This is a genomic window from Mesorhizobium abyssinicae, from assembly GCF_049887195.1.
GTDB lineage: Bacteria > Pseudomonadota > Alphaproteobacteria > Rhizobiales > Rhizobiaceae > Mesorhizobium > Mesorhizobium abyssinicae.
The window spans coordinates 41,075-64,853 of the sequence record NZ_JARAKC010000008.1 but is presented as its reverse complement, the minus strand read 5'-3'; the positions used below and the strand labels follow the sequence as shown (position 1 = coordinate 64,853).

The following is a 23,779-nucleotide window of genomic DNA, read 5'->3' as shown; positions in this document are numbered from 1 at the left end:
AACCCCTAAGCGTCCAGCGCGCCGATTGCTTTCGCGCGTGCAAATGCCAGACCGGCAATTGCGAGATCGCCGACCGCCATGCCACGAAAAACGAATGCTGTTCGCTCGCTCGCGCCTTGGCGACCCGCCACGTCGCCACCGACCAAACCCGTCAGGTCGCCGGCCACGAGTTCGGGCCTCACCATCGGCTTGCTCATCTGCGCCTCTTGCGCCAGATCGTCTATGACGATGCGATCGAAGACGGCCATGCTTTCAGGCACCCAGGGCAGGGCCAGATCGGTCATGGTGGCGAAGGCTCCGGTCTGCAGCCATCGCGCATCCAGAAACGGAGCGGGCTCGGGTATCAATGTGACTGTCGTCACCACGATGTCGGCGGATTCGACCGCCGCCTTGGCAGTATCGCTCGCTACCGCGGTCAGACCACGCGCCTCGGCCATCCGACACAGTGCTTCACCACTGGCTTTGCTGCGAGCAAAGGCCCGGATCTCTTGCAGCGGAAAAAGATCGGCCAGAACGTCGAGATGAGCACGCGCCTGCACGCCGCATCCGATGAACGCGACGCACGCCGAGTCGGCGCGGGCCAGACGCCTGGCCGCTACCGCGCTCAGCCCAGCCGTACGCTTCGAAGTCACCCAATTGCCGTCGACCAAGGCAAGCGGCAGTCCTGTCTCAGCGTCGAGAAGGGTGACCAGCGAGTTCAGCGTTGCGAGTCCCCGCCCGGAGTTGCGGGGATTGACCACCAGCGACTTGGTGGCCAGCACTCGGGGTTCGGTCGCGACGGCGAGAGTAGCCATGATGTAGCGGTCGTCGCCCGGCAGTACCACCGCCTTCGGCGCACACCATACTTCGCCCCGCCTCTGACCGATGATCTGCCGCTCGATTTCGTCGACCACGTCGGACGTGGAAATCGCCAAGCTGTCCAGGAATTCGGCTGACAGATAGGGCAGGCTCTCGGCTTTGATGGTCATCGTCGTCCCACGAATGGCTTGCGTTCGATAAGCATTCCTCAGGTTCAATCGAACCTATCCCGCACCTCGCTTCGCCAATAGCAGAAATTGCTGACCGCGCATACGCAAGCGCCGCCAGCGACCCCCATGCCGGTGGCCGCCGAACTCAACCGAAGAACAGAAATCCCGCGATCAGAAACGTCGGGATCAGCACCGTTCCAGACCACGCCATATAGCCGAAGAAGCCCGGCATCTTCACGCCGCGATGCCTGGCAATCGCATAGACCATGAAGTTCGGCGCATTGCCGATATAGGTGTTGGCGCCCATGAACACCGCGCCTGCCGAGATCGCCGCAAGCGTGGTTGCGAATTCGCCCATCAGGCGCTGTGCATCGCCGCCGGCAAGCTCGAAGAACACCAGATAGGTCGGCGCATTGTCGAGAAAGGACGACAGCGCTCCGGTCAGCCAGAAATAGGCGAGGTCGTTGGGCTGGCCGGAATCGGAGGTGACCAGCGCGACCAGCGGCGCCAGCGCGCCATCATGGCCGGCTCTCAGGATGGCGATCACCGGCACGATTGCGATGAAAATGCCGGCAAACAGTTTCGCCACTTCGGCGATCGGCCCCCAGGTGAAGCCGTTCGCCTCGCGATGGCTCTTGCGCGAGACGGCGAGCGAGGCGAACGCAAGCGCCAGGATGACGACGTCGCGCGCCAGGTTCTGCAGCTCGAGCCCGACGCCGAAGATGGAAAAGCTGACGCCCGGCTTCCAGGTTGCGGAGAGCAGGATCGCGCCGATGACGCCGGCCAGCAGCGGCAGGTTGGCGACGCCGCGCAGGCGCACGGTCTTGTCCGGCGTCGGATCCTTGATCTTCGGCATACCGGCCTCGCGTCGGTGCAGCATCGTGTCGATCGCCAGGAAGACCAGGAGCACCAGGCCGCCGGTGAACAGCGTCTCGCGCCAGAGATTGGCGGTCGTCCAGAAGAAGTCGACGCCGCGCAGGAAGCCGACGAACAGCGGCGGGTCGCCGAGCGGCGTCAGCGAGCCGCCGATGTTGGAAACCAGGAAGATGAAGAAGATCACGACATGCGCGTTGAACGGCCGGTTGTCATTGGCGCGCAGGATCGGCCGGATCAGGATCATCGAGGCGCCGGTCGTGCCGATCACCGAGGCAAGCAGCGCGCCGGCAAGCAGAAGCCCGGCGTTGACCAGGGGCGTGCCGTGGATGTTACCGGCAAGCAGGATGCCGCCCGAAATCGTGTAGAGCGCGAACAAAAGGATGATGAAGGACATGTATTCGGTGAGCAGCGTGTGCAGCACCGCTTCCATGGCCGAAGGGATGCCGAAGGCGATCGCCAGCGGCACCACCGCCAGTGCCGCCCAGCCGGCCGCGATCTTGCCGTAGTGATGCTCCCAGACATGGTGGAAGAGCAGGGGGCCGGTGGCGATCGACAACAGCAGGCCGGCAAATGGCAGCACCCACCAGAGCGACATCGCCGCGCCGGGCAGTTCGTGGTCCGCCGCTGCGAAGGCGAATTGCGGAAACAGAAGGACAGCCAGGGCGGGTAGGCCTGCCGCCAGTGTCCTCGCCAATTGTTTGAAGCCTCCTCGACGCTCCACAGTCCGGTCAGTCCGACAAGTGGTCTTCGAGCACCACGCCGGCCTCGCGCATTCGCTTCAGCATCGCATTGACCGAGCCGTTGAGGTCGATGCCGCGGCAGGCGTCTAGCCGCACGGTTGTCTTGAAGCCCTGCTTGACCGCGTCCAGCGCCGAAAAGGCGACGCAGAAGTCGGTCGCCAGCCCGACCAGCGTCACCGTGTCGACGCCGCGTTCGCGCAGATAGCCGGCCAGGCCGGTCTGGGTCGTGTGATCGTTCTCGAAGAAGGCCGAGTAGCTGTCGATCGCCGGGCGGAACCCCTTGCGGATCACCAGCTCCGCCTTGGTCCAGGCAAGCCCGGAATGAAAGTCCGAGCCGAGGCTGCCCTGGATGCAATGGTCGGGCCACAGCGTCTGCGGCCCGTAGGGCATCTCGATGGTCTCGAAGGGCTGCTTGCCGGGATGGCTGGAGGCGAAGCTCGAATGGCCGGCGGGGTGCCAGTCCTGCGTCAGCACGACGTGGTCGGTTCGGCGGATCAGGTCGTTGACCAGCGGCACGATCTCGTCGCCGCCGGCCACCGCCAGCGCGCCGCCCGGGCAGAAGTCGTTCTGCAGGTCGATGACAACAAGCGCTTCGTCGGCCATGGGGCCTCCTTCTCGTCTCGGCGTAGGCTTTGATAGAATGCCGCTGTCGCGACCGGACGCAGAAACTCGACCAGATGGCGGGCGGCGTCAACCTCCAGCGGCATAACAATCGCGTTGAGACCGTCAGCCTGTGCGGCGACAGGAAACTCCGGCTTTGACAATTCCTGCCGACTTGATATCATTTGCATACGAATGAATTTTGGCCGGTGGGACGCCGGCAGGTTCCCTCGCAAGGGCCCCTTTCTGGGAAGGCAAAGCGTGATCCGTTACGCGAAACCCACCACGGTCGACGAGGCGCTCGCCTTGCTTGGCGAGGATCGCTGGCGAATCCTGGCCGGCGGCACGGACTTTTACCCGGCGCAAGGCAACAAGCCGTTTCGCGACAACATCCTCGACATCAACGGCCTGACAGCGCTGCGAGGAATCGCGGAAAGCGAGGCGCATTGGCGGATCGGCGCGCGCACCACCTGGACCGACCTCGTCCGCCAACCGCTTCCGGCGGCCTTCGATGCGCTGAAGGCGGCGGCGCGGGATGTCGGCTCCGTGCAGATCCAGAATGTCGCCTCCATCGTCGGCAATCTCTGCAACGCTTCGCCCGCCGCCGATGGCGTGCCGGCGCTGCTGGTGCTCGACGCCGATGTCGAGTTGCGGTCGGCGAAGGCGACGCGGCATCTGCCGCTCGGCGAGTTCATTCTCGGCAATCGCCGCACCGCCCTGGCATCGGACGAGATGGTCACCGCCATTCGCATCCTGAAACCGGCGGCTGCCGGCACATCTGCCTTCGTCAAGCTCGGCGCCCGACGCTATCTGGTCATCTCCATCGCCATGGCGGCGGCGCGCCTTGTCGTCGACGATGGCGCCGTCGCTGAAGCGGCCATCGCCGTCGGCGCCTGCTCGGCGGTCGCCAGGCGGCTCGCGGGCGTCGAGGCGGCCTTGCTCGGCCTGCCGGCCGACGAAGCCCTTGCCGGCGCGGTGCTCGCCGCGCCGATCGACGAACTGTCGCCGATCGGCGATGTGCGCGGCAGCGCCGAATACCGGCTCGATGCGGCGCGCGAGATCGTCGTCCGCGCGGTCGCCGGCGCCATAGGCCACGCTGCTGGCGACAAGGTGGCCGCATGAGCCAGGTTCAGCCTCTTGTGAGCGTAGACCAGTCCGGCACGGGCATGGACCGCGCCGACATCGCCTTCGAGGTCAATGGCGCCGCCGTCAGCGTCTCCGTGCCGCCGGTCCGCCGCCTTTCCCAGGTGCTGCGCGACGAATTGGGGCTGACCGGCACCAAGGTCGGCTGCGATGCCGGCGATTGCGGCGCCTGCACCGTGCTGGTCGACGGCAACCCGGTCTGCGCCTGCCTGGTGCCGGCGGCCTCCGTGTCGGGCGCGACCGTGACCACGGTCGAGGGTCTTGCCAATGGCCGGCTGTCGGCGCTGCAGGCTTCCTTCCTCGAGCACGGCGCGGCGCAATGCGGCATCTGTACGCCGGGCCTGCTGGTGGCGGCGACCGCGCTTCTCGAACGCAATCCGCAGCCCAGCGAAGCCGAGACCCAGGACGCGCTGGGCGGCGTGCTCTGCCGCTGCACCGGTTATCGGAAGATCGTGGCGGCGGTGATGGATGCCTGGCGGCACGTCGATGGGCTCGACCATCGCATGCCCGAGACGGGTCGCGCCGTCGGCGCCTCGCCGATCCGCCTCGATGGCGTGCCGAAGGTCACCGGCGATGAGAAATTCGGCGGCGACTCCTTTCCGGCCGATGCGCTCGCCGTGCTGGTGGTCCGCTCGCCGCACTATCGTGCCCGCTTCGCCTTCGGCGACATCGGGGCCTGGGCGGACGCCCGTCCCGGCATCGCCGGCGTCTTCACCGCCGCCGACATTGCGGGCCACAACTGCTTCGGCGTCATCGGTCCCTTTGCCGACCAGCCGGCGCTCGCGGAAGGCGTCGCGCGCTTTCGCGGCGAGGCGGTTGCGCTGGTGGCGGGCGAGCGCGAAACGATCCTCGATCTCGATCTGACGGATTTTCCGGTTTCATGGACCGAGCTGCCGCATGTCCTGCAGCCCTCGGATGCGAAAGCCGATGGCGCGGCGCTGCTGCACCGGCACCGTCCGGCGAACCTGCTCACCTCCGGCTTCGTCGAACGCGGCGATCCTGACGCAGCGCTTGCCGGCGCCGCCGTCACCGCGTCCGGCGTCATCGAAACCTCCTATGTCGAGCACGCCTATATCGAGCCGGAAGCCGGCTATGCTTACATGGACGGCGACACGCTCGTCGTCGTCGCCTGTACGCAGGCGCCCTATATGGACCGTGACGACACGGCGAAGGTGCTCGGTCTTGCCGTCGACAAGGTGCGCATCGTGCCGACCGCCACCGGCGGCGGCTTCGGCTCCAAGCTCGACGTCTCGCTGCAGCCGCTGATCGGCCTGGTGGCGATGAAGACCGGCCGGCCCGCGGCCCTTGCCTACACCCGCAACGAATCGATGATCTCGACCACCAAGCGCCATCCCGCCGAGATGCAGGCAACTGTCGGCGCCGATGCCGAAGGCCGCGTCACCGGCATGGTCTTTTCCGGCGATTTCAACACCGGCGCCTATGCCAGCTGGGGGCCGACGGTCGCCAATCGCGTTCCGGTGCATGCCTCCGGCCCCTATTTGACGCCCAACTACCGTGCCGAGGGTCGCGCCATCCACACCAACGGCCCGATCTCCGGCGCGTTCCGCGGCTTCGGCGTGCCGCAGGCGACCATCATGCAGGAGACGCTCTACGACGAGCTGGCCGGCAAGCTTGGCCTGGATCGCCTCGATTTCCGCTTGAAAAACTGCCTTCGTAACGGCTCCGAAACGGTGACCGGACAGCGCCTTGAATCGGGCGTCGGCATCGGCGAATGCCTGGAATCGCTTCGCCCGCATTGGGCCCGCGCGCTGGCCGAGGCCGAGGCGTTCAACGCCGCCGGCGAGGACAGAAAGCGCGGCGTCGGCGTCGCCTCCTGCTGGTATGGCTGCGGCAACACCTCGCTGCCCAACCCCTCGACGATCAAGGTCGGCATCTCGGCCGCGGGCGGGGTCGTGCTGCATCAGGGCGCCGTCGACATCGGCCAGGGATCGAACACCGTCATCACCCAGATCTGCGCCGACGCGCTCGGCCTGCCGCTGGACAAATTCCAACTGAAGAGCGCCGATACCGCGATCACGCCGGATGCCGGCAAGACGTCCGCCTCGCGCCAGACCTTCGTCACCGGCAAGGCGGCCGAGAAGGCCGGCAGGGCACTGCGCGAGCAGATCCTGCGCTTCGCCAATGTCTCTGACCGTGCGACCCTCGCGCTCGACGGCGTCAGCATCTTCATCCGCGAGGGCGACGCGGCGCGGCGCATCGATCTGTCTGAGCTGAAGGCTGACGCCGCCGGACTGGTCTTCGTTGCGCAAGAAACCTACGACCCGCCGACGCTGCCGCTGGACGCCAAGGGCCAGGGCAAGCCCTACGCCGTCTACGGCTATGGCGCGCAGATCGCCGAACTCGAGGTCGATCTCAAGCTCGGTACCGTGAAGCTGATCAGGATCACCGCCGCGCACGATGTCGGCAAGGCCATCAATCCCGTCCTGGTCGAAGGCCAGATCGAGGGCGGCATCGCGCAAGGCATCGGCATGGCGCTGATGGAGGAATACATCCCCGGCCGCACCGAGAACCTGCACGATTATCTCATCCCGACCATCGGCGACGTGCCGCCGGTCGAGCACATATTGGTCGAGGTTCCGGACCCGGAAGGACCTTTCGGCGCCAAGGGCCTGGGCGAGCATGTGCTGATCCCGACCGCACCGGCGATCCTCAATGCCATCCGCCACGCCACCGGCGTTCTGGTCACCAAGGTGCCGGCGACACCGGCCCGCATCCGCGCGGCGATCCGCGACAAGGAGGCACGCCGATGAGCGAGCTTGCCGAACGTTTCGAAACCCACGACCCCGGCGAGAAGCAGGTGGCGGAGAAGATCCGCTGCGATGCCTGCCCGGTGATGTGCTACATCGCCGACGGCCGCACCGGCGCTTGCGACCGCTACGGCAATGTCGGCGGCCGCATCGTGCGCATGGATCCGCTGACCATCCTCGACCATGCCGCCGAGACCGGTGGCGCCGTCGTGCCGTTCGTCGCCGAGGGCGAGGCCTGGAACGGCGAGCTGGTCAACACTGGGCGCCGCTTCGTCACCGCGATCGGCGCCGGCACCACCTATCCCGACTACAAGCCGGCGCCCTTCATCGTCAGCCAGGAGGTCGAGGGCGTCGATCTCGTCACCGTCGTTACCGAGGGCATCTTCTCCTACTGCGGCGTCAAGGTGAAGATCGACACCGACCGCCACATCGGCGACGAGACGGCGACGGTACGTGTCGAGGGCGAGGCGATCGGCCACGTCACGACAGGCGAATACGGCTCGCAGATGCTGTCGCTGGGCGGCGTGCATCACCTGACCGGCGGCTCCAAGCAGGAAGGCCGCGCCACCTGCGATGCACTGCTCAATCTCTGCAACCGCAAGCCGGTCGAGCTCACCATCGATGGCGGCGCGACCGTCATCGTCGAGGCCGGCAAGGCGCCGGTCATCGACGGCAAGGTCGAGCATCGCATGCGCGTCGGCTGCGGCTCGGCCACCATCGGCATGTTCGCCACGCAATGGCGCGGGCTGGTCGACGAGGTGGTGGTGGTCGACGACCACATCACCGGCGTCGTTTCCGAGCACCAGGCCGGCAAGGTGCTGGGCTGGCAGGACACCGGCATCAAGATCATCGGCCGTCGCTCGACGCCTGGCCGCTACTTCAAGGTCTCGGAGCCCGGCCTCGGCTGGGGCGGCACCTCGATCTCCGATCCGCTGTCGATCCTGGGCGACTGGAACGCCAAGAAGGGCGCGCGGCCCGGCCTGTCGCTGCTGATGGTTTCCACCACCGGCGAGCAGTTTGCCTACTACGAGCTCGACGATGACCTGAAGCCGGTCGAAAAGCCGTTCCCCGAGCGGCTGCAGAAGTCCGTCGGCCTGATCGAGGACAATTGCGAGCCGGCGCTCTGCACCGTGCTGTTCATCGGCGGCGCTGGCGGCTCGCTGCGCGCCGGCGTCACCGAGAACCCGGTCAACCTGACCCGCTCGGTGCAGGGCCTGAGGACTTACGTCACCGTCGGCGGCGCGCCGGTCTACGTCTGGCCGGGCGGCGGCATCACGCTGATGGTCGACGTCACCCGCGTGCCGGAAGGCGCCTTCGGTTACGTGCCGACGCCGGCGCTGGTGGCGCCGATCGAGTTCACCTTGCGCCGCGACGACTATGTCAGGCTGGGCGGCTACGAGGCCGAGATCCGCAGCGTCGAGGACATCCTCGCCAAGGGTGGCGAGTACCTCAACCCGCGCCGCGGCACCGGCGCTCCCGTCAACAATCCCTGGCCGCCGCTGGCGCAGTTGCGGCGGGCAGCGGCGAACGGGGCCGGAGGATGAACAGCCCGCAGGCGCATTGGCTTGCCGACGGCCGGCGGCTCCATCTCAACCATGGGCCGATCGACCTGATCGTCGAGGCCTTTGGCGAGCCGGATGAATGCCGGGCCGCGTACACCCAGGCCGTCGCGCGGTTCGAGACCATCCTGATTGAGTTGGTCAAAGAGCTTCCCGAATTGCGGCTCCCGGCATTCTTCCTGGCGCCGCGCGATTTCGCGGGGCCGACGGCGCGCCGCATGGAAGCAGCCGTCATGCCGCTGGCGGAATGCTTTATCACCCCGATGGCCGCTGTTGCCGGTTCGGTAGCCGACGAAATTCTGGCGGCGCTGCTCGCCGGCCGCCGGCTGGACCGCGCCTATGTCAACAATGGCGGTGATTGCGCCCTCCATCTCAGCAGCGGCCAGTCGATGATATCGGCCATTGCCGGCACCGGGCATGGCATGGCCGATCGCGTTACCATACGCGCCGAGGATGGCGTTCGCGGCGTGGCGACCAGCGGCTGGCGCGGCCGTTCGTTCTCGCTGGGTATCGCCGATGCCGTCACCGTCCTGGCGCGGACCGGCGCCGACGCCGATGCCGCCGCAACGCTGATCGCCAACGCCGTCGATCTGCCCGGTCACCCTGCGGTCGAACGGGCGCTGGCGCGCGATCTAGCACCCGACAGCGATCTTGGCGACCGGCTGGTGACGCAGGGCGTCGGCGCGCTTTCGCCGGGCGAAGTGGCGCGGGCGCTGGACAACGGGCTTGCCGTCGCCGAAGATTTTCGCCGGCGCGGCCTGATATCGGCCTCGGCGCTGTTCCTTGCCGGTGAGACACGCATCAGTGGTTCGGTGGCGCTCGCCGCGCCCAACAAGCATAAAGCGAAGGAAACTGCCCATGCCTGAATTCCCGATCCGCAAGATCGCGGTCCTGACCGAAGAGATTTTTCACGATGGCGGTCCAGTCGCGACAGCGCCACGCCGCCGTGCCGCTGCCTTGGCGGTGGTGAAGAACCCCTTCGCCGGCCGCTACGTCGAAGATCTGCAGAGCGCCATGGACGACCTGAAGCCGCTCGGGCTGCTGCTGGCCGATCGGCTGATTGCGGCGCTTGGCGGCGACGTCAAGCAGATCGACGGCTACGGCAAGGGCGCCATCGTCGGCTCCGCCGGCGAACTGGAGCACGGCGCGCTGTGGCATGTGCCGGGCGGCTACGCCATGCGCGAGCGGCTCGGCGATGCCAAGGCGATCGTGCCGTCGGCCAAGAAGGTCGGCGCCTTCGGTTCGCGGTTGGACGTGCCGCTCGGCCACATCAACGCCGCCTATGTGCGCAGCCATTTCGACGCCATGGAGGTCGGCATAAGCGATGGGCCGCGTCCCGACGAGATCCTGTTTTGCCTCGCCATGACCTGCGGCCCGCGCGTGCACGACCGCATGGGCGGCCTCGCGGCCAAGGACATCAAGGCATGGGACGGGCTGAGATGAGCGGCGAGGACAATCTGCTGCGGCTGGTCGAAGCCGAGGAGCCGGACGAGAACGGCTATCACCTGCAGGACCAGGTCGGTTTCATCCTGCGCAAGGCGCATCAGCGCCATGTGGCGATCTTCGCTTCGCAGATCGGCGATCTGACGCCGCCGCAATTCGCGGCTTTGGCCAAGCTCCACGACATAGGCGAGACCTCGCAGAACCAGCTCGGCACGCTGATCGCGATGGATGCCGCCACCGTGAAGGGCGTCATCGACCGGCTGAAGGCGCGCGGCCTGGTCGAGCTTTCCAAGCACGAGGTCGACAAGCGCCGCCTGCTGGTCAATTTGACGGCGCAGGGCCGCGAGGCGATCGAGCGGCTGATCCCGCTTGCCCGCGCCATCACCGAGGAGACGCTGGCGCCGCTATCGGCCAAGGAAGCCGCCACCTTCATGCGCCTGCTGGCCAAGCTGGCCTAACCGGCAGCGGCGGTTCCTGGATACGAAAAAGCCCGACGCGAAGCCGGGCTTTATTCCGGGTCCTGAGATCCGCCCGGGCCGACAACCTTCCTATAGAAGGTTGCGGCTTGATCAGTGATCAAACGCCTTGACGATTTCCTCGGTCATTTTCTTGGCGTCGCCGAGCAGCATCATGGTGCCGTCCTTGTAGAACAGCGTGTTGTCGATGCCGGCATAGCCGGAGCCGAGCGAGCGCTTGACGAACAGGCAGGTGCGGGCCTTGTCGACGTCGAGGATCGGCATGCCGTAGATGGGCGAGGACTTGTCGTCGCGCGCGGACGGGTTGGTGACGTCGTTGGCGCCGATGACATAGGCGACGTCGGCCTGCGCGAATTCGGAGTTGATGTCCTCGAGCTCGAACACCTCGTCATAAGGCACGTTGGCCTCTGCGAGCAGCACGTTCATGTGGCCGGGCATGCGGCCGGCAACCGGATGGATGGCGTACTTGACCTCGACGCCGTTGGCCTTGAGCTTGTCGGCCATCTCGCGCAGCGCATGCTGCGCCTGCGCCACCGCCATGCCGTAGCCGGGCACGATGATGACCTTCTGCGCATTCATCATCAGATAGGCGGCGTCGTCGGCCGAGCCCTGCTTGACGGTGCGCTCGATGCCGTCGTCGGCCGCTGCCGCCGTCGCGCCGCCGAAGCCGCCGAGGATGACCGAGATGAAGGAGCGGTTCATGCCTTTGCACATGATGTAGGACAGGATCGCGCCCGACGAGCCGACCAGCGCGCCGGTGATGATCAGCGCCAGGTTGCCGAGCGTGAAGCCGAGCGCCGCGGCGGCCCAGCCCGAATAGGAATTCAGCATCGACACCACGACCGGCATGTCGGCGCCGCCGATCGGGATGATGAGCAGCACGCCGAGCACCAGCGACGCGGCGACGATCAGCCAGAACACCAGCTTGGCTTCGGTGGTGACCAGAAGCACGATCAGTACCACCAGCGCGATGCCGAGCGCCGCGTTGATGAAGTGGCGGCCGCCGATCATGATCGGCTTGCCGGACATGCGGCCGTCGAGCTTGAGGAAGGCGATGACCGAGCCGGTGAAGGTGATGGCGCCGATGGCCACGCCAAGGCTCATCTCGATCAGCGCCTGGGCATGGATGTCGCCCGCCGTGCCGATGCCGAAGCTTTCCGGCGCGTAGATCGCGGCGGCCGCCACCATCACGGCGGCAAGGCCGACCAGCGAGTGGAAGGCGGCGACCAGCTGCGGCATCGAGGTCATGGCGATGCGCCGCGCGGTGACCGCGCCGACGCCACCGCCGATGGCAAGACCGAGCACGATCAGGCCGAAGCCGCCGGCCGATGGAATGGCAAGTGCCAGCGTGGTGGCAATGGCGATGCCCATGCCGATCATGCCGTAGAGGTTGCCCTGCCGGCTGGTGGTCGGGTGCGACAGGCCGCGCAGCGCCAGGATGAACAGGATGCCGGAGACCAGATAGAGGAAGGAAGCGAAGTTGGCGTTCACGTCACTTGTCCTTCTTCTTGTACATCGCCAGCATGCGCTGGGTGACGAGGAAGCCGCCGAAGATGTTGACGGAAACCAGCATCAGCGCGACGAAGCCGAAGCCGGTGGCAAGGCCGGAGGCCGAGATGCCGACGGCAAGCAGCGCACCGACGACGATGACCGACGAGATGGCGTTGGTGACGGCCATCAGCGGCGTGTGCAGCGCCGGCGTGACCGACCAAACGACATAGTAGCCGACGAAAATCGCCAGCACGAAGATGGCGAAGCGGAAGACGAAGGGGTCGATGGCGCCGCCGGAGAGTGCATGGGCTGCATCACCCGCCGCCTCGGCGCCGGGCGCTGTGGCCAGGTCCTGCACGGCGAGCCTGACGGCGGCGGTTGCCTGGTCGAGCTGGTCAAGGGCTTTCTGCAAGGCGTCCATCACGCGATCCCCTTCGGCTTGGCAGCGGACTTGCTCGTAGCGGTTTTCTTGTCTGCGGTCTTTTTGGGCGCCGTCTTCTTCTCGGAAGCCTCGGCGACCAGGGTCGTGGCGGGCACAGCCGCCGGCTCAATGCGTGGCTGCTGGTCGGCCTTGGCGAAATTGGGGTGCACCACCTGGCCTGCGTCGGTCAGCATGGTCGCCTTGACCAGTTCGTCGTCGCGCTTGATGGCAAGCGTCTTGCTCTCCTTGTCGACCAGCGTCTCGAGGAAGGCGAACAGGTTCTTGGCGTAGAGCAGCGAGGCCGACGCCGCGACGCGGCCCGGCACGTTGAGATGGCCGACGATCTTGACGCCGTTCGCCGTCGTCACGACCTTGCCGGCTTCCGCGCCCTCGACATTGCCGCCGCGCTCGACCGCGAGGTCGACGATCACCGAGCCCGGCTTCATCGAAGCGACCATCGCCGCCGAGACCAGCTTCGGCGCCGGCCGGCCGGGGATCAGCGCCGTGGTGATGACGATGTCCTGCTTGGCGATGTGCTCGGCGGTCAGCGCCGCCTGCTTGGCCTGGTATTCCTTCGACATTTCCTTGGCATAGCCGCCCGCCGTCTCGGCCGCCTTGAACTCTTCGTCCTCGACCGCCAGGAATTTCGCGCCGAGCGACTGCACCTGTTCCTTCACCGCCGGACGCACGTCGGTGGCGGTGACGACGGCGCCAAGCCGGCGCGCGGTGGCGATCGCCTGCAGGCCGGCGACGCCGACGCCCATGATGAAGGCCTTGGCCGCCGGCACGGTTCCGGCCGCCGTCATCATCATCGGCAGCGCCCGGTCATATTCGGCGGCCGCATCGATCACCGCCTGGTAGCCGGCGAGATTGGCCTGCGAGGACAGCACATCCATCACCTGCGCGCGGGTGATGCGCGGCATGAACTCCATCGAGAAAGCGGTGATGCCGGCCTTGGCCATGGCGGCGACGGCCGCGTCGTTGCCGTAAGGATCCATGATGGCAATGACGGCGGCGCCCTGCTTGTAGCCTTTCAGCTCCGCATCGGTCGGGCGGCGCACCTTCAGCACCACGTCGGCCTTCTTGGCATCACCGGCCGTGCCGATCTTGGCGCCGTTCGCGGCAAAGTCCTGGTCGGGAATGCGCGAGCCGGTGCCCGCGCCTTTTTCGACCACCACCTCGAAGCCGAGGCCGGCCAGTCGCTTCACCGTGTCCGGCGAGGCAGCAACGCGCTGCTCGTTCGCGTCAAGCTCACGAGGGATGAAAACCGTCTGCCCCACCGCATGATCCTTTCGGCTGGAACCTGTCTGCGCGGGACGCCGGCCGGGGCCTCCGGCGACGTCCGAGGCAAAGGGTTTGGAAAGTCTACCGGAGAATGAAGAAGCCGGCGGCCAGGATCACGGCCCAGAGTATGACCGCCGAGAAGAAGCCGCCCACGAAGAAGCCGAAAGCCATCGAAATCATCACGGCGAGGCAAAAGAGCGAACCGTATTTGGCCAGCGCCAGGAAGCCCGCATAGGTGCGGTCATGCTCGGCATAGTCCATCTTCGCGCCCAGTTCGACAGGACCGGTCGGCGTGTGATCAGCCATAGGAATACCCCTTCGAAGACATCTTGGAGGCACATAGCGAAAAGCTGGACGCAGAGCAATGGCGCTATTGCCGCATCGCCCGGCACAACAGCCTCAAAGGAAAGTTGAAGACCGCGACCCCGACCGGCCCGCTGGCCGTGAAGGGGCGATGACGGCCTTCAGACCTTCAGCCGGCGAGATGCGGGAACAGTCCGAGCAAGCCGGCGATGATCAGATAGAGCGCGACGATGTAGTTCAACAGCCTGGGCATGACCAGGATCAGCACGCCGGCGATCAGCGAGATCAACGGGGTCAGCGTAAGCGCGGAAATGGTCATGTCGGGGTCCTTTCCAAAAGCGGTGATCACCAATCTGCGGCGTTACAATCTGCAGGTGGTGGCTGTCGCCACTTACAACGCCGGCGCGCCCGGAAGGCTCCAGCCGACGCATGTCGCCGAAGAAAATGTCGCGGGTTTCGGCACGGCGACAGGCGCAAAAAAAGCCGCGGGAGTCAGGCCGCCTCGAAATATTTGGCGGTCGGCAGGATGGTCAGCGGCGCCAACTCGCCCCGCTTGGGGCGTTGGAAAAGCATGCGCTGTTCGAACGTCGTGGAGTTGAAGAACGGGAAGCGGTCCAGCGTCGCCTGCATGTTCTCGGAGCACTTCGACTGGAATAGATGCACGGGAACGGTCAGGCCGGGATAGTTCCGCGGCGGCACCGCCTGCTCGGATCGGAAGATGCGATGATAGAAGGCGGAATGCTCTTCCTTGATCGCCGTCAGGCAATAGGTCGGCTTGAAATGGCTGCAGGCGACCACCGCGAGCCTCAGCGTCACATAGGGCAGCACCCGCAGGCTGCTCGACCATTCGAGATCGGCGGCGAACCGGCTCGGATCGACGAAGGTCTCGCCGGCCGCCAGGCGCCGCGCCAGCACGTCGCCGAAGACATCGGTGCTGGGCGAAACTGGATGCTTCGCGTTGGCATGGTGAATTCTGATGGTGCTGACCAGCGAGCCGTCGAAGAACACGCCGAAGCGATAGCAATTGGGAAGGTCGTCGAAGCTGTCCTTCACCATGCGGGAAGCATCGGGCTTCACCATGCCGGCGTGAAGGTAGGAATTGTAGCGAAGCCGATAGATTGCCTCGAGGTCTTCGGCGCCGTCGCAAAGGCGATACTCGATGTGCTCCAGAACTTCCATGATGTGATCTGAAAACACCGAGGGACGCTGCTGACCCCTGGCTTTAGCCGCCGCCAGAGGCGTACCCACCAACTGAGCTTCCACTTTGTAAATCCTCGTGCCGCCGCAAAAGGACCATAGCGAACAGGCGAAAGAACCAGAAGCGAAATTCCGAGCTTTTGAGTTTACCCTAAATTAACGTTAACAAATGGTTAAACCCAAAGGATGCGCGGCTTCGAGGCGTTTCGCGGGATATTTCAGGTGGCGGCGAGCTTCGCGGCCGGCCGCAACTCAGCGGCGAAAGGCCAGGTCACGTTGGACATGGTCTCGATGCCCGACGCGCTCAGCGCGGCGCCGAAGAGGAAGCCCTGGACCAGGTCCGGCTTGACCGAATGCAGCAGGATCTTGAGCTGTTCGAAGGTTTCAACGCCTTCGACGGTGACGGTGAGACCGAGGATCCGGGTCAGATCGACGACGCCCTTCAGGAGGTCGAGCGAGCGCGGGTTCTGGGTGACGTCCATCAGGAACGAGCGGTCGATCTTGATCTTGTCGAGCGGCAGCTTGTGCAGATAGCTCAGGCTCGAATAGCCGGTGCCGAAGTCGTCGAGGGCGATGCGCACGCCGAGCTGCTTCAGCTCCTCGATGTACTGCCGCGTCAGCGACTTGTCGTCGAGCAGCGCGGTTTCGGTGACCTCGATCTCCAGGCGGCCCGCCGCGAGCCCGGAAGCGGCCAGCGCGTCACGGACCTTCTGGATGACGTCGTGGTTGCGGAAATCCTTGGCGGACAGATTGACCGAGACGCTGGTCTGGTCCGGCCATTTGGCGCACTCGGCGCAGGCCGCCTGCAACACAAAGGTGCTGATCTCGGAGATGATGCCCATCTCCTCGGCCAGCGGGATGAAGATGCTCGGCGAAATCGGCCCGAGATCGGGATGATCCCAACGGCAGAGCGCCTCGCAGCTGGCGATGCGCATCGTGTGCATCGACACGATCGGCTGGTAGACAACGCGCAGGCCCTTGCTTTCCACGGCGCTGCGCAGGTCAGCCTTCATCAGCTGGCGGTTGCGGAAGGCGGCGTCCATCGACGCCTCGAACAGCCGCCAGTTGTTCTTGCCAAGCTCCTTGGCCTTGTAGAGCGCAAGGTCGGCCTTGACGATCATGGCATCGACGTCGGTGTCCGCGACCTTGGACAGCACGGCGCCCGCGCTGGCCTGGATGCGCAGCCCGTGACCGGCGACGTCGACTTCACCCTGCAGGTCGGCGAATATCTGGTCGAGCAGGCCGGTCAGATGGCTCTCGTCCTCGATGCGATCGAAGAAGATCATGAACTCGTCGCCGCCGAAGCGGCTGACGGTGATGCCTTGCCCGGCAACGGCCGCCAGCCGTTCCGCCACGGCGTAGATCAGGCCGTCGCCGACGGGATGGCCGAGCGTGTCGTTGACGCTCTTGAAATCGTCGAGGTCGACCACCGAAAGGCCGCACAGGCGATCCCGGTCGCCAGAGGCCATCAGTTCCCCGACGAGCTCATGGAAATAGGCGCGATTGGGCAGGCCGGTGAGGTTGTCGTAGCGCGCCATGAAGCGGATCTTTTCCTCCGCCTCGACACGCGCGGTGACGTCCTCGAAGGTGATGACGCCAAGGTCCTGGCTGCCTTCGCGCGCCGAGAATTCGAAGTGCTGGCCGTTGGAGAAGGACACCAGCACCTTGCGGTCGCGTCCCTCGCGCAGCGCGCGCGTCAGCTGCGCCTCGACATAGCGGCAGTCCTTCGGTGCCAGCATGCCGCCGGCAACGCCGCGCATCAGCAGCGAATGGATCGACCGCCCGAGCAGTTGCTCCGGCGATTTCAGCGACATCAGATGGGCGGCCTCGGCATTGCCGACCACCACCTTGCCGTCCGGGCCAAGCATGACCAGGCCATGCGACATGGTGTTGAGGGCGCGGTTGAAGCGCTGCGCGAGCTGCCTTGCCTGCTTGTGCCCGACGACGGCCGAGAACAGCACATTGCGGACGTGGTCGGCACTGCCCTTGATGATGAACATGAACGGGATGATCAGCAGGCCGAGCACGACATAGGGGATGTCGACCCTGAGAATGAGGGCGGCAGCGATAGGCCCGACGAAGGTCACTGCGAAGATCATGACCATGCGCGGCGAGCCGTAATTTCGGCCAACGACGGTCACCAGGGAGGCCAGCGTTACCGACAACGCGCCGATCTCGGCATAGGAATCCGAGTAGACATAGATGGATATGAAGCAAAAAATCCCCAGCAGCAGCCCTTGCAGGCTACCCTTCAGGATGTACTCGCGCTCCCATTTCGTTGCATCGGCGGCGTCGCGAATCTCGCCGCCCGAGCGATGGAAGCGCCGCAGGCTGAAGTAGCGCCAGACGCCGACGCCGAGCAACGCGCCGGCGAGCGCCAGGAAAACCGGCTGGCCGTTGCGCCAGTAGACCATGAGGCTGACGACGGCGTGGCAGCTCGCGCCGATGACCAGCATGTGCGCGTTGTCGAACAACGAGCGCACAAACTGGATATAAACATCCACAGGGATGTTATCGGTTTTTGTTCTGCCCATTACTGGCGCCCATTGAGCCCCAGCCTTGCCATAGTCCCATTAAAAAATCTTTAGCCTGGGCTGAAACGCCTGGTTTCCGGGCGCTTTTGGGGTCACTCGGCGGCCTGCAGTTCCGACCTTGCCGGCGCTTTCGCCAGGCGCTCCAGCAGCCTCGAACGCTCGCCGACGGCCTTTTCGGCGCTCGCCTGCCTGACGTGGCCGTAGCCGCGGATCAGCGCCGGCACCGAGGCAAGCGCGGTGGCCGCCTCGATTCTGCCAGGCGCCAGCGCGCCGGCGATCAACTCCAGGTCGGCCTCGTACTGTGCCAGGAGCTGCCGCTCCATGCGCCTTTCCGCGCTGTGGCCAAAGATGTCGAAAGCCGTGCCGCGTAAGCCTTTCAGCGCCGCAAGCAGGCGAAACCCCTTCATCATCCAGGGGCCGAAATTCGATTTCCTCGGGCGGCCGTCATTGCCGCGCCGGCCCAGCATCGGCGGCGCCAGATGGAATTCGAGCTTGTCGTAGCTCTGGAACTGTTTCGATAGCTCGGCGGCGAAGGTGCCGGCGGTATAGAGGCGCGCCACCTCGTATTCGTCCTTGATCGCCATCAGCTTGAACAGGTTCCGGGCGGCGGCCTCGGTCACCACCGTCGAGCCAGGCGCCGACTTGCCCTCGGCCTGGCGCAGCGCGGCGAGCCTTTGGGCATAGCGCTTGCCGTAGGCTGCGTTCTGATAGGCGGTGAGGAAGGCGACGCGGCGGGCGATGATCTCGTCCAGCGTCTCGGCGGGCGCCTTGCCCGGCTGGCTGACGAGGCCGCGCACGAAATCCGGCTCATGCGCGGCGCGGCGGCCCCAGCGGAACGCGGCGACGTTCATCGCCACTGCCTCGCCATTGAGCTCGATCGCCTTCTCGACCGCCTCGGCCGACAGCGGCAGCCCGCCATGCTGGAAGGCGAAGCCGAGCATGAACATGTTGGCGCCGAGCGAGTTGCCGAACAATTGGGTGGCGGTGCGGGTGGCGTCGAAGAAATGCGCCTTGCCCTCGCCTGCGGCAGTCCGGATCGCCTTTTTCAGCCGCTCGACCGGCAGCGAGAAGTCTGCGGAGCGGGTGAATTCGCCGGGCATGATCTCGGCGGTGTTGGCGAGGAAGATCGTATGGCCCTCGCGCACCGCAGCCAGCACTTTCTGCGCGCCCGACACGACGAGGTCGCAGCCGAGCACCAGGTCGGCCTTCCCCGCCGAAACGCGGATGGCGTGGATGTCGTCCGGCGTGCGCGCGATGCGCACATGGGTGAACACCGAGCCGCCCTTCTGGGCGAGGCCGGCCATGTCGATCATGCCGCAGCCCTTGTCCTCGAGATGCGCCGCCATGCCGAGCACCGCGCCGATGGTGACGACGCCGGTGCCGCCGACGCCGTCGATGATCCCGGCCCATCCCTGCGCGCCGAGGGGGAACTCGGCCGGGGTGGGCACGCCATGGAGCGGGTCGGTCTTGCCGGCGATGCCCTCGGCCTTCCTGATCTTGGCGCCGTGCACGGTGACGAAAGACGGGCAGAAGCCGTTGACGCAGGAGAAATCCTTGTTGCAGCTCGACTGGTCGATGCGTCGCTTGCGGCCGAATTCGGTCTCGACCGGCTGGATCGAGACGCAGTTGGATTGCACCCCGCAATCGCCGCAGCCCTCGCACACCAGCTCGTTGATGAAGATGCGTTTGTCGGGGTCGGGGAAGGTCCCGCGCTTGCGGCGGCGGCGCTTCTCGGCGGCGCAGGTCTGGTCGTAGAGGAGCACGGAGATGCCCTTGACCCCGCGCAATTCGCGCTGGACGAGGTCGAGGTCGTCGCGGTGATGGATGGTCGCGCCTGCCGGGAAGTCGGCCTTCCCCGCGTATTTGTCCGGCTCGTCGGTGACGATGGCGATGCGCTCGACGCCTTCGGCCCGCACCTGCCTGGCGATCATGTCGACGGTCAGCCCGCCCTCATGCGGCTGGCCGCCGGTCATGGCCACAGCGTCGTTGTAGAGGATCTTGTAGGTGATGTTGGCATCGCTCGACAGCGCGAAGCGGATCGCCAGCGCGCCGGAGTGATTGTAGGTGCCGTCGCCGAGATTCTGGAAGATGTGGTCGCGTTTCGAGAATGGCGCCTGGCCGACCCACTGCGCGCCTTCGCCACCCATCGCGGTGAAGCCGACGGTGTTCCTGTCCATCCACAGAGCCATGAAATGGCAGCCGATGCCGGCGGCGGCCAGCGACCCGTCCGGCACCTTGGTCGAGGAATTGTGCGGGCAGCCGGAGCAGAAGAAGGGCGTACGCGAGCCGATGTCGACTGTATCGGCGAGCATGGCCTGGAACTGGCGCAGTTTCGCCACCCGCGCCGCGATCTCTTCCGACGGGCCGATGGTGCGCAGGATCCGCTCGCCGAGCGCGATCGCGATCTCGTTCGGATCGAGCGCGCCCTTGGCCGGGAACAGCCAGTCGCCGCGCTCGTCCTTCTTGCCGACGATCGCCGGCTGGCTGGCGGTGCCGTAGAGGCTTTCGCGCAGTTGCACCTCGATCAGCGAGCGCTTCTCCTCGACGACGACGATGGTGTCGAGGCCGCGGGCGAAGTCGGCGACATGCTGCAGGTCGAGCGGCCACGGGCAGCCGACCTTGAACAGGCGGATGCCGATGCGGTTGGCCGCAGCCTCGTCGATGCCGATATCCTCCAGCGCCTGGCGTACGTCGAGATAGCTTTTGCCGATAGTGATGACGCCGAGCTTCGGATTGCGGCCGCCGGAATAGATGATGCGGTTCAGCCCGTTGACGTGGATGAAGGCGGAGGCCGCGTTGCGCTTGTACTCATGCAGCCGCTCCTCCTGGCCGAGCATGTCGATCTCGTGGCGAATGTTGAGGCCGGCGGGCGGCATGTCGAACGGCGGCACCACGATGTTCAGCCGCTCCAGCGAGGCGTCGACGGAGGCCGTCGATTCGATGTTGTCCTTGACGCATTTGATCGCCGCCCAGGTGCCGGCGAAGCGCGACATGGCGAAGCCGTAGAGCCCGTAGTCGATGATCTCCTGGACGCCGGCCGGGTTGAGGATCGGCACCATCGTGTCGACGAACAGGAATTCGGTGGCGTGCGCGTTGGTCGACGATTCGGCCATGTGGTCGTCGCCCATCAGGGCAAGCACGCCGCCATGCTTCGACGAGCCGGCGAGGTTGGCGTGGCGGAACACGTCGCCGGAGCGATCGACGCCCGGCCCCTTGCCATACCAGACCGAAAAGACGCCGTCATGCGTGCCTTCGCCCAGCAATTCGGCCTGCTGCGTGCCCCAGCAGGCGGTGGCGGCAAGCTCTTCGTTGAGGCCGGGCTGGAAGACGATGTCGGACTGCGCCAGCTGCTTCTTGGCCTTCCACAGCTGCATGTCGAGGCCGCCGAGCGGCGAGCCGCGATAGCCGGAGACGAAGCCGGCGGTGTTCAACCCCGTGCGGCGATCGCGCTCGCGCTGCATCAGAAGCATGCGGATGACGGCCTGCGCGCCGGAAAGGAAGATGCGCTCCTTGCCAAGGTTGAACTTGTCGTCGAGCGCGACGTCATGCAGCGTCATCAGGCATTTCCTTCGCGGAGGGCGCACGGAATCGCGCGGCCTACGTCGGAGTGGGACGCCGCAGTCTTTCTCCCCTTGCCGGAGAGGTCAAACGAAATCGCAGGTGCCAGGCGACGCGCAACAAACGGTCAAATCGGCGGCGGTTGACGCATGCAACGGTACCGGGGGCGGTTCAGCCGAGCACGAAAATTCCGGCCCCTGAACCTCAGGCGGCCTTCGAGCAATCGGGCTTGGGCTCGCCCGGCAGCTTGCCGTCGACATGGCCGATCATGTCCTTGTTGAGCTCGTAGACCGGCCCGACCACCAGCGGACGGTCCGGCAGCACCGACTGATCCATCGACGAGGTCAGCGTCGTCTCGAAGCTCTGCAGCAGCGTGCCATCGGCGTCCTCGATGCGGATCGAGATCGAATAGGGCTTGTCCTTGACTACGCAGGTGAGCGGCGGGCTGGTCAGCGTTATATGCGGCAGCTTGGGCCAGATCTTCTGGTTGACGATGATCGGATCTCCCCCGGCCGGGTTCTGGAAGCTGACCACGGCAACCTGGCCTTCTCCCATCGGCCGCAGCGGGTTGAGGGTGACGACATAGGTGGCGATGCCCAGCCGGTAATTGAACTCGAACAGCTTGCCGGAAATGGCGAACAGCTGCTCTTTGCCGGAATCGCGGCAGGCGCCAAGCACTGCCACCGCCAGCAGAGCGGCGCCGAGAACGATCGAGCGCGAATTTGTCCTAGACATCGGTAGCCTCCCTGGCCGCCGTGCGGCGGCGATAATAACGGTTTGCCTTTTGCCGGTTGCCGCACACCGCCATGTCGCACCAGAGGCGACTGGAATTGCGGCTGCGGTCGACGAACAGCCAACTGCAGTTGGGACAGATCCTGAGCCGCGCGACCGTCTCCTCGCGCAGCAGCGACAGCGCCGAGACGGCCAGCGCCGACTCGAAGGCCATCGGTGTCGCCGGGTCGCCGAACGGCTGCCCCGAAGCGCCGATTTCGGTGCGGCTTTGCGCCAGTCCGTCGGCGCAGGCCGCCAGGAAATCGGGCAGGTCGCCGGTGGCGATTGCGCCCTTTGCCACCGCGTTGCGGAACAGGCGGTCGGTGGTCTCGCGGATCGACAGCACCACCGGTGCGATCGCCTCGGGCGCCGGCGCTTCCAGCTTGCGACCGCCGAGCTCGGTGGCGCGGAAGCCGCTCGCCGCCTCGGCGAAACGGGCGATCTCGGCCCGATTGTCGAAACGGTCGAAGGTCTTCTCCGGGTCGTTGCGCAGCACGACGGTGTTCGCGGTGTCGAGCGCGAGAATGCCGCCGGTGAAGCGGTGCGGGGTCCAGGATACCGTCATGACAGAAATCTAACCGATAAATCGCGTTTGACAAGTTAGATTCCGAATGCAACGTTCCGCGCAGGGTCGCAAGTTGCCGTGACCCCTGTTTCGAGCATGCCGTCGCCCCAAAACCGCTAGGCACTTTTGGGCGACATGCTCCGAGGTTCGCGCATGCTCTATTTCTTCCAGCAGGTTCTGAACGGGCTGCATTCGGGCGCGCTCTATGCGCTTCTCGCCTTCGGCTATGTGCTGACCAACGGCATCCTGCACCGCACCAACCTCGCCTATGGCGCGGTCTTCGCCTTCTGCGGCCACGCCATGATTCTTGCCGCCGCCTTCGGCTACCAGGCGCTTTGGCTGACGCTCTATGCCTCTGTCGCGCTCGGCGTGCTTGCGGCCTTCCTCTATGCGGCGCTGATCAGCCGCGTCCTGTCGCGCAACGTCTTCGAGCCGCTGGCCGACCGCTCGCCCAACGCCATCGTGGTGACGACGCTGGGCGTATTGCTGGTGCTTTCGGAGTCAAGCCGCATCGCCGCCGACACGCACGACCTGTGGCTGCCGCCGATGCTGGCCGTGCCGGTCGTCTTCGCCGAGCACGACGGCTTCAAGGCGACGCTGACGCTGATCCAGCTGCTCGACTGCGCCGCCGTGCTGGCGGCCATCGCGCTTGCCGCCTGGGCGTTCGCCCGCTCCCGGTTCGGACGCTCCTGGCGCGCCGTCTCCGACGATCCCAGGGCGGCGGCGATGTGCGGCGTCGACGTGCGCTCGGTCTTCCGCCAGGCGGTTCTGCTCGGCGGCTTCTGCGCCGCGCTCGCCGGCGTGCTGGCCGGCATCTACTATGGCAACATCAGCTTCGGCACCGGCCTGGTCTACGGGTTGAAGGTGCTGTTCGTGACGGCGGTCGGCGGCTATCTCTCGCCGCCGCGCGCCGCGCTCGGTGCCGCCGCCTTCGGCATGGCCGAATCGCTGTGGGCCGGCTATTTCCCGCTCGAATGGCGCGATGCCTGGATGTATCTGTTCCTCGTCGCTATGCTGGTGCTGATCGGCGCCGGTCGCGACCAGCAGAAAATCGCCTGACCTATCAGACTTTGGTTGCATCG

20 protein-coding genes are annotated in these 23,779 nt (G+C 66.0%); 7 read left to right on the top strand and 13 right to left on the bottom strand.

The window, feature by feature from the left end; translation table 11 throughout:
• Window positions 1-5 precede the first annotated feature (5 nt).
• From PU724_RS18770 to pncA, 3 genes are all read right to left on the bottom strand, one after another.
• On the bottom strand, window positions 6-968 hold the full coding sequence (locus PU724_RS18770; protein ID WP_354420412.1) for an ornithine cyclodeaminase family protein: 963 nt from the start codon (window positions 966-968) through the stop codon (window positions 6-8).
• A 145-nt stretch (window positions 969-1,113) separates the two neighbouring features.
• Window positions 1,114-2,439: a sodium:proton antiporter gene (locus tag PU724_RS18765; protein ID WP_407045966.1), complete on the bottom strand. Its 1,326-nt coding sequence runs from the start codon at window positions 2,437-2,439 to the stop codon at window positions 1,114-1,116.
• Between the two features lie 133 nt (window positions 2,440-2,572).
• Window positions 2,573-3,187 (bottom strand): bifunctional nicotinamidase/pyrazinamidase, encoded by a 615-nt coding sequence (pncA, locus tag PU724_RS18760; protein ID WP_127309082.1) that lies wholly within the window; start codon window positions 3,185-3,187, stop codon window positions 2,573-2,575.
• A gap of 258 nt (window positions 3,188-3,445) precedes the next feature.
• Here pncA and PU724_RS18755 point away from each other — a divergent pair, with 258 nt between their 5' ends.
• Genes PU724_RS18755 through PU724_RS18730 form a run of 6 tightly spaced genes read left to right on the top strand, consistent with a single transcriptional unit; the run spans window position 3,446 to window position 10,555 of the window.
• Window positions 3,446-4,306: an FAD binding domain-containing protein gene (locus tag PU724_RS18755; protein WP_292100610.1), complete on the top strand. Its 861-nt coding sequence runs from the start codon at window positions 3,446-3,448 to the stop codon at window positions 4,304-4,306.
• Window positions 4,303-7,098 (top strand): molybdopterin-dependent oxidoreductase, encoded by a 2,796-nt coding sequence (locus PU724_RS18750; RefSeq protein ID WP_354420411.1) that lies wholly within the window; start codon window positions 4,303-4,305, stop codon window positions 7,096-7,098. The genes PU724_RS18755 and PU724_RS18750 overlap by 4 nt, the downstream gene beginning before the upstream one ends.
• Window positions 7,095-8,639, top strand: a complete 1,545-nt coding sequence (locus PU724_RS18745; protein WP_354420410.1) for a 6-hydroxynicotinate reductase — start codon at window positions 7,095-7,097, stop codon at window positions 8,637-8,639. Before PU724_RS18750 ends, PU724_RS18745 begins: the two co-directional genes overlap by 4 nt.
• A complete protein-coding gene (locus tag PU724_RS18740) occupies window positions 8,636-9,520 on the top strand; it encodes a UPF0280 family protein (RefSeq protein ID WP_127311659.1) in 885 nt (294 codons plus the stop codon). Before PU724_RS18745 ends, PU724_RS18740 begins: the two co-directional genes overlap by 4 nt.
• Window positions 9,513-10,097, top strand: coding sequence for an amino acid synthesis family protein (locus tag PU724_RS18735; protein ID WP_354420409.1), 585 nt, complete (start codon window positions 9,513-9,515; stop codon window positions 10,095-10,097). Before PU724_RS18740 ends, PU724_RS18735 begins: the two co-directional genes overlap by 8 nt.
• On the top strand, window positions 10,094-10,555 hold the full coding sequence (locus PU724_RS18730; RefSeq protein ID WP_127282916.1) for a MarR family winged helix-turn-helix transcriptional regulator: 462 nt from the start codon (window positions 10,094-10,096) through the stop codon (window positions 10,553-10,555). The genes PU724_RS18735 and PU724_RS18730 overlap by 4 nt, the downstream gene beginning before the upstream one ends.
• Window positions 10,556-10,666: 111 nt before the next feature.
• Here the strand turns inward: PU724_RS18730 and PU724_RS18725 are convergent, their stop codons facing one another.
• From PU724_RS18725 to PU724_RS18680, 10 genes are all read right to left on the bottom strand, one after another.
• Complete coding sequence (locus PU724_RS18725; RefSeq protein WP_354420408.1) at window positions 10,667-12,064, bottom strand: NAD(P)(+) transhydrogenase (Re/Si-specific) subunit beta; 1,398 nt, start codon at window positions 12,062-12,064, stop codon at window positions 10,667-10,669.
• 1 nt (window position 12,065) lies between these two features.
• The gene (locus PU724_RS18720; RefSeq protein ID WP_127282905.1) at window positions 12,066-12,485 is read right to left on the bottom strand and encodes a proton-translocating transhydrogenase family protein; all 420 of its coding nucleotides are present in this window, start codon (window positions 12,483-12,485) and stop codon (window positions 12,066-12,068) included.
• Entirely contained in the window at window positions 12,485-13,765 is a 1,281-nt protein-coding gene (locus tag PU724_RS18715) for a Re/Si-specific NAD(P)(+) transhydrogenase subunit alpha (RefSeq protein WP_354420407.1), read from the bottom strand. The genes PU724_RS18720 and PU724_RS18715 overlap by 1 nt, the downstream gene beginning before the upstream one ends.
• 85 nt (window positions 13,766-13,850) lie before the next feature.
• Window positions 13,851-14,075, bottom strand: coding sequence for an aa3-type cytochrome c oxidase subunit IV (locus tag PU724_RS18710; protein ID WP_126057003.1), 225 nt, complete (start codon window positions 14,073-14,075; stop codon window positions 13,851-13,853).
• A 166-nt stretch (window positions 14,076-14,241) separates the two neighbouring features.
• Entirely contained in the window at window positions 14,242-14,391 is a 150-nt protein-coding gene (locus PU724_RS18705) for a DUF3096 domain-containing protein (RefSeq protein ID WP_126057002.1), read from the bottom strand.
• 173 nt (window positions 14,392-14,564) lie between these two features.
• Complete coding sequence (locus PU724_RS18700) at window positions 14,565-15,320, bottom strand: N-acyl amino acid synthase FeeM domain-containing protein (protein WP_245478321.1); 756 nt, start codon at window positions 15,318-15,320, stop codon at window positions 14,565-14,567.
• A gap of 167 nt (window positions 15,321-15,487) precedes the next feature.
• A complete protein-coding gene (locus tag PU724_RS18695) occupies window positions 15,488-17,803 on the bottom strand; it encodes a putative bifunctional diguanylate cyclase/phosphodiesterase (RefSeq protein WP_127282908.1) in 2,316 nt (771 codons plus the stop codon).
• A 92-nt stretch (window positions 17,804-17,895) separates the two neighbouring features.
• The gene (locus tag PU724_RS18690; RefSeq protein ID WP_354420406.1) at window positions 17,896-21,360 is read right to left on the bottom strand and encodes an indolepyruvate ferredoxin oxidoreductase family protein; all 3,465 of its coding nucleotides are present in this window, start codon (window positions 21,358-21,360) and stop codon (window positions 17,896-17,898) included.
• Between the two features lie 205 nt (window positions 21,361-21,565).
• Window positions 21,566-22,096: a hypothetical protein gene (locus PU724_RS18685; RefSeq protein WP_354420405.1), complete on the bottom strand. Its 531-nt coding sequence runs from the start codon at window positions 22,094-22,096 to the stop codon at window positions 21,566-21,568.
• Window positions 22,089-22,697, bottom strand: a complete 609-nt coding sequence (locus PU724_RS18680; protein ID WP_354420404.1) for a CGNR zinc finger domain-containing protein — start codon at window positions 22,695-22,697, stop codon at window positions 22,089-22,091. Before PU724_RS18680 ends, PU724_RS18685 begins: the two co-directional genes overlap by 8 nt.
• A gap of 153 nt (window positions 22,698-22,850) precedes the next feature.
• Between PU724_RS18680 and PU724_RS18675 the strand changes: the two genes are divergently transcribed.
• On the top strand, window positions 22,851-23,756 hold the full coding sequence (locus PU724_RS18675; protein WP_128273370.1) for a branched-chain amino acid ABC transporter permease: 906 nt from the start codon (window positions 22,851-22,853) through the stop codon (window positions 23,754-23,756).
• Window positions 23,757-23,779: the final 23 nt, after the last annotated feature.

What these genes read in the sequence shown, in the direction of transcription:
- PU724_RS18770 (WP_354420412.1), bottom strand. Translation starts at nt 968, where the DNA reads ATGACCATCAAAGCCGAGAGCCTGCCCTATCTGTCAGCCGAATTCCTG.
- PU724_RS18765 (WP_407045966.1), bottom strand. Translation starts at nt 2,439, where the DNA reads ATGTCGCTCTGGTGGGTGCTGCCATTTGCCGGCCTGCTGTTGTCGATC.
- pncA (WP_127309082.1), bottom strand. Translation starts at nt 3,187, where the DNA reads ATGGCCGACGAAGCGCTTGTTGTCATCGACCTGCAGAACGACTTCTGC.
- PU724_RS18750 (WP_354420411.1), top strand. Translation starts at nt 4,303, where the DNA reads ATGAGCCAGGTTCAGCCTCTTGTGAGCGTAGACCAGTCCGGCACGGGC.
- PU724_RS18745 (WP_354420410.1), top strand. Translation starts at nt 7,095, where the DNA reads ATGAGCGAGCTTGCCGAACGTTTCGAAACCCACGACCCCGGCGAGAAG.
- PU724_RS18740 (WP_127311659.1), top strand. Translation starts at nt 8,636, where the DNA reads ATGAACAGCCCGCAGGCGCATTGGCTTGCCGACGGCCGGCGGCTCCAT.
- PU724_RS18735 (WP_354420409.1), top strand. Translation starts at nt 9,513, where the DNA reads ATGCCTGAATTCCCGATCCGCAAGATCGCGGTCCTGACCGAAGAGATT.
- PU724_RS18730 (WP_127282916.1), top strand. Translation starts at nt 10,094, where the DNA reads ATGAGCGGCGAGGACAATCTGCTGCGGCTGGTCGAAGCCGAGGAGCCG.
- PU724_RS18720 (WP_127282905.1), bottom strand. Translation starts at nt 12,485, where the DNA reads ATGGACGCCTTGCAGAAAGCCCTTGACCAGCTCGACCAGGCAACCGCC.
- PU724_RS18710 (WP_126057003.1), bottom strand. Translation starts at nt 14,075, where the DNA reads ATGGCTGATCACACGCCGACCGGTCCTGTCGAACTGGGCGCGAAGATG.
- PU724_RS18705 (WP_126057002.1), bottom strand. Translation starts at nt 14,391, where the DNA reads ATGACCATTTCCGCGCTTACGCTGACCCCGTTGATCTCGCTGATCGCC.
- PU724_RS18695 (WP_127282908.1), bottom strand. Translation starts at nt 17,803, where the DNA reads ATGGGCAGAACAAAAACCGATAACATCCCTGTGGATGTTTATATCCAG.
- PU724_RS18690 (WP_354420406.1), bottom strand. Translation starts at nt 21,360, where the DNA reads ATGACGCTGCATGACGTCGCGCTCGACGACAAGTTCAACCTTGGCAAG.
- PU724_RS18685 (WP_354420405.1), bottom strand. Translation starts at nt 22,096, where the DNA reads ATGTCTAGGACAAATTCGCGCTCGATCGTTCTCGGCGCCGCTCTGCTG.
- PU724_RS18680 (WP_354420404.1), bottom strand. Translation starts at nt 22,697, where the DNA reads ATGACGGTATCCTGGACCCCGCACCGCTTCACCGGCGGCATTCTCGCG.
- PU724_RS18675 (WP_128273370.1), top strand. Translation starts at nt 22,851, where the DNA reads ATGCTCTATTTCTTCCAGCAGGTTCTGAACGGGCTGCATTCGGGCGCG.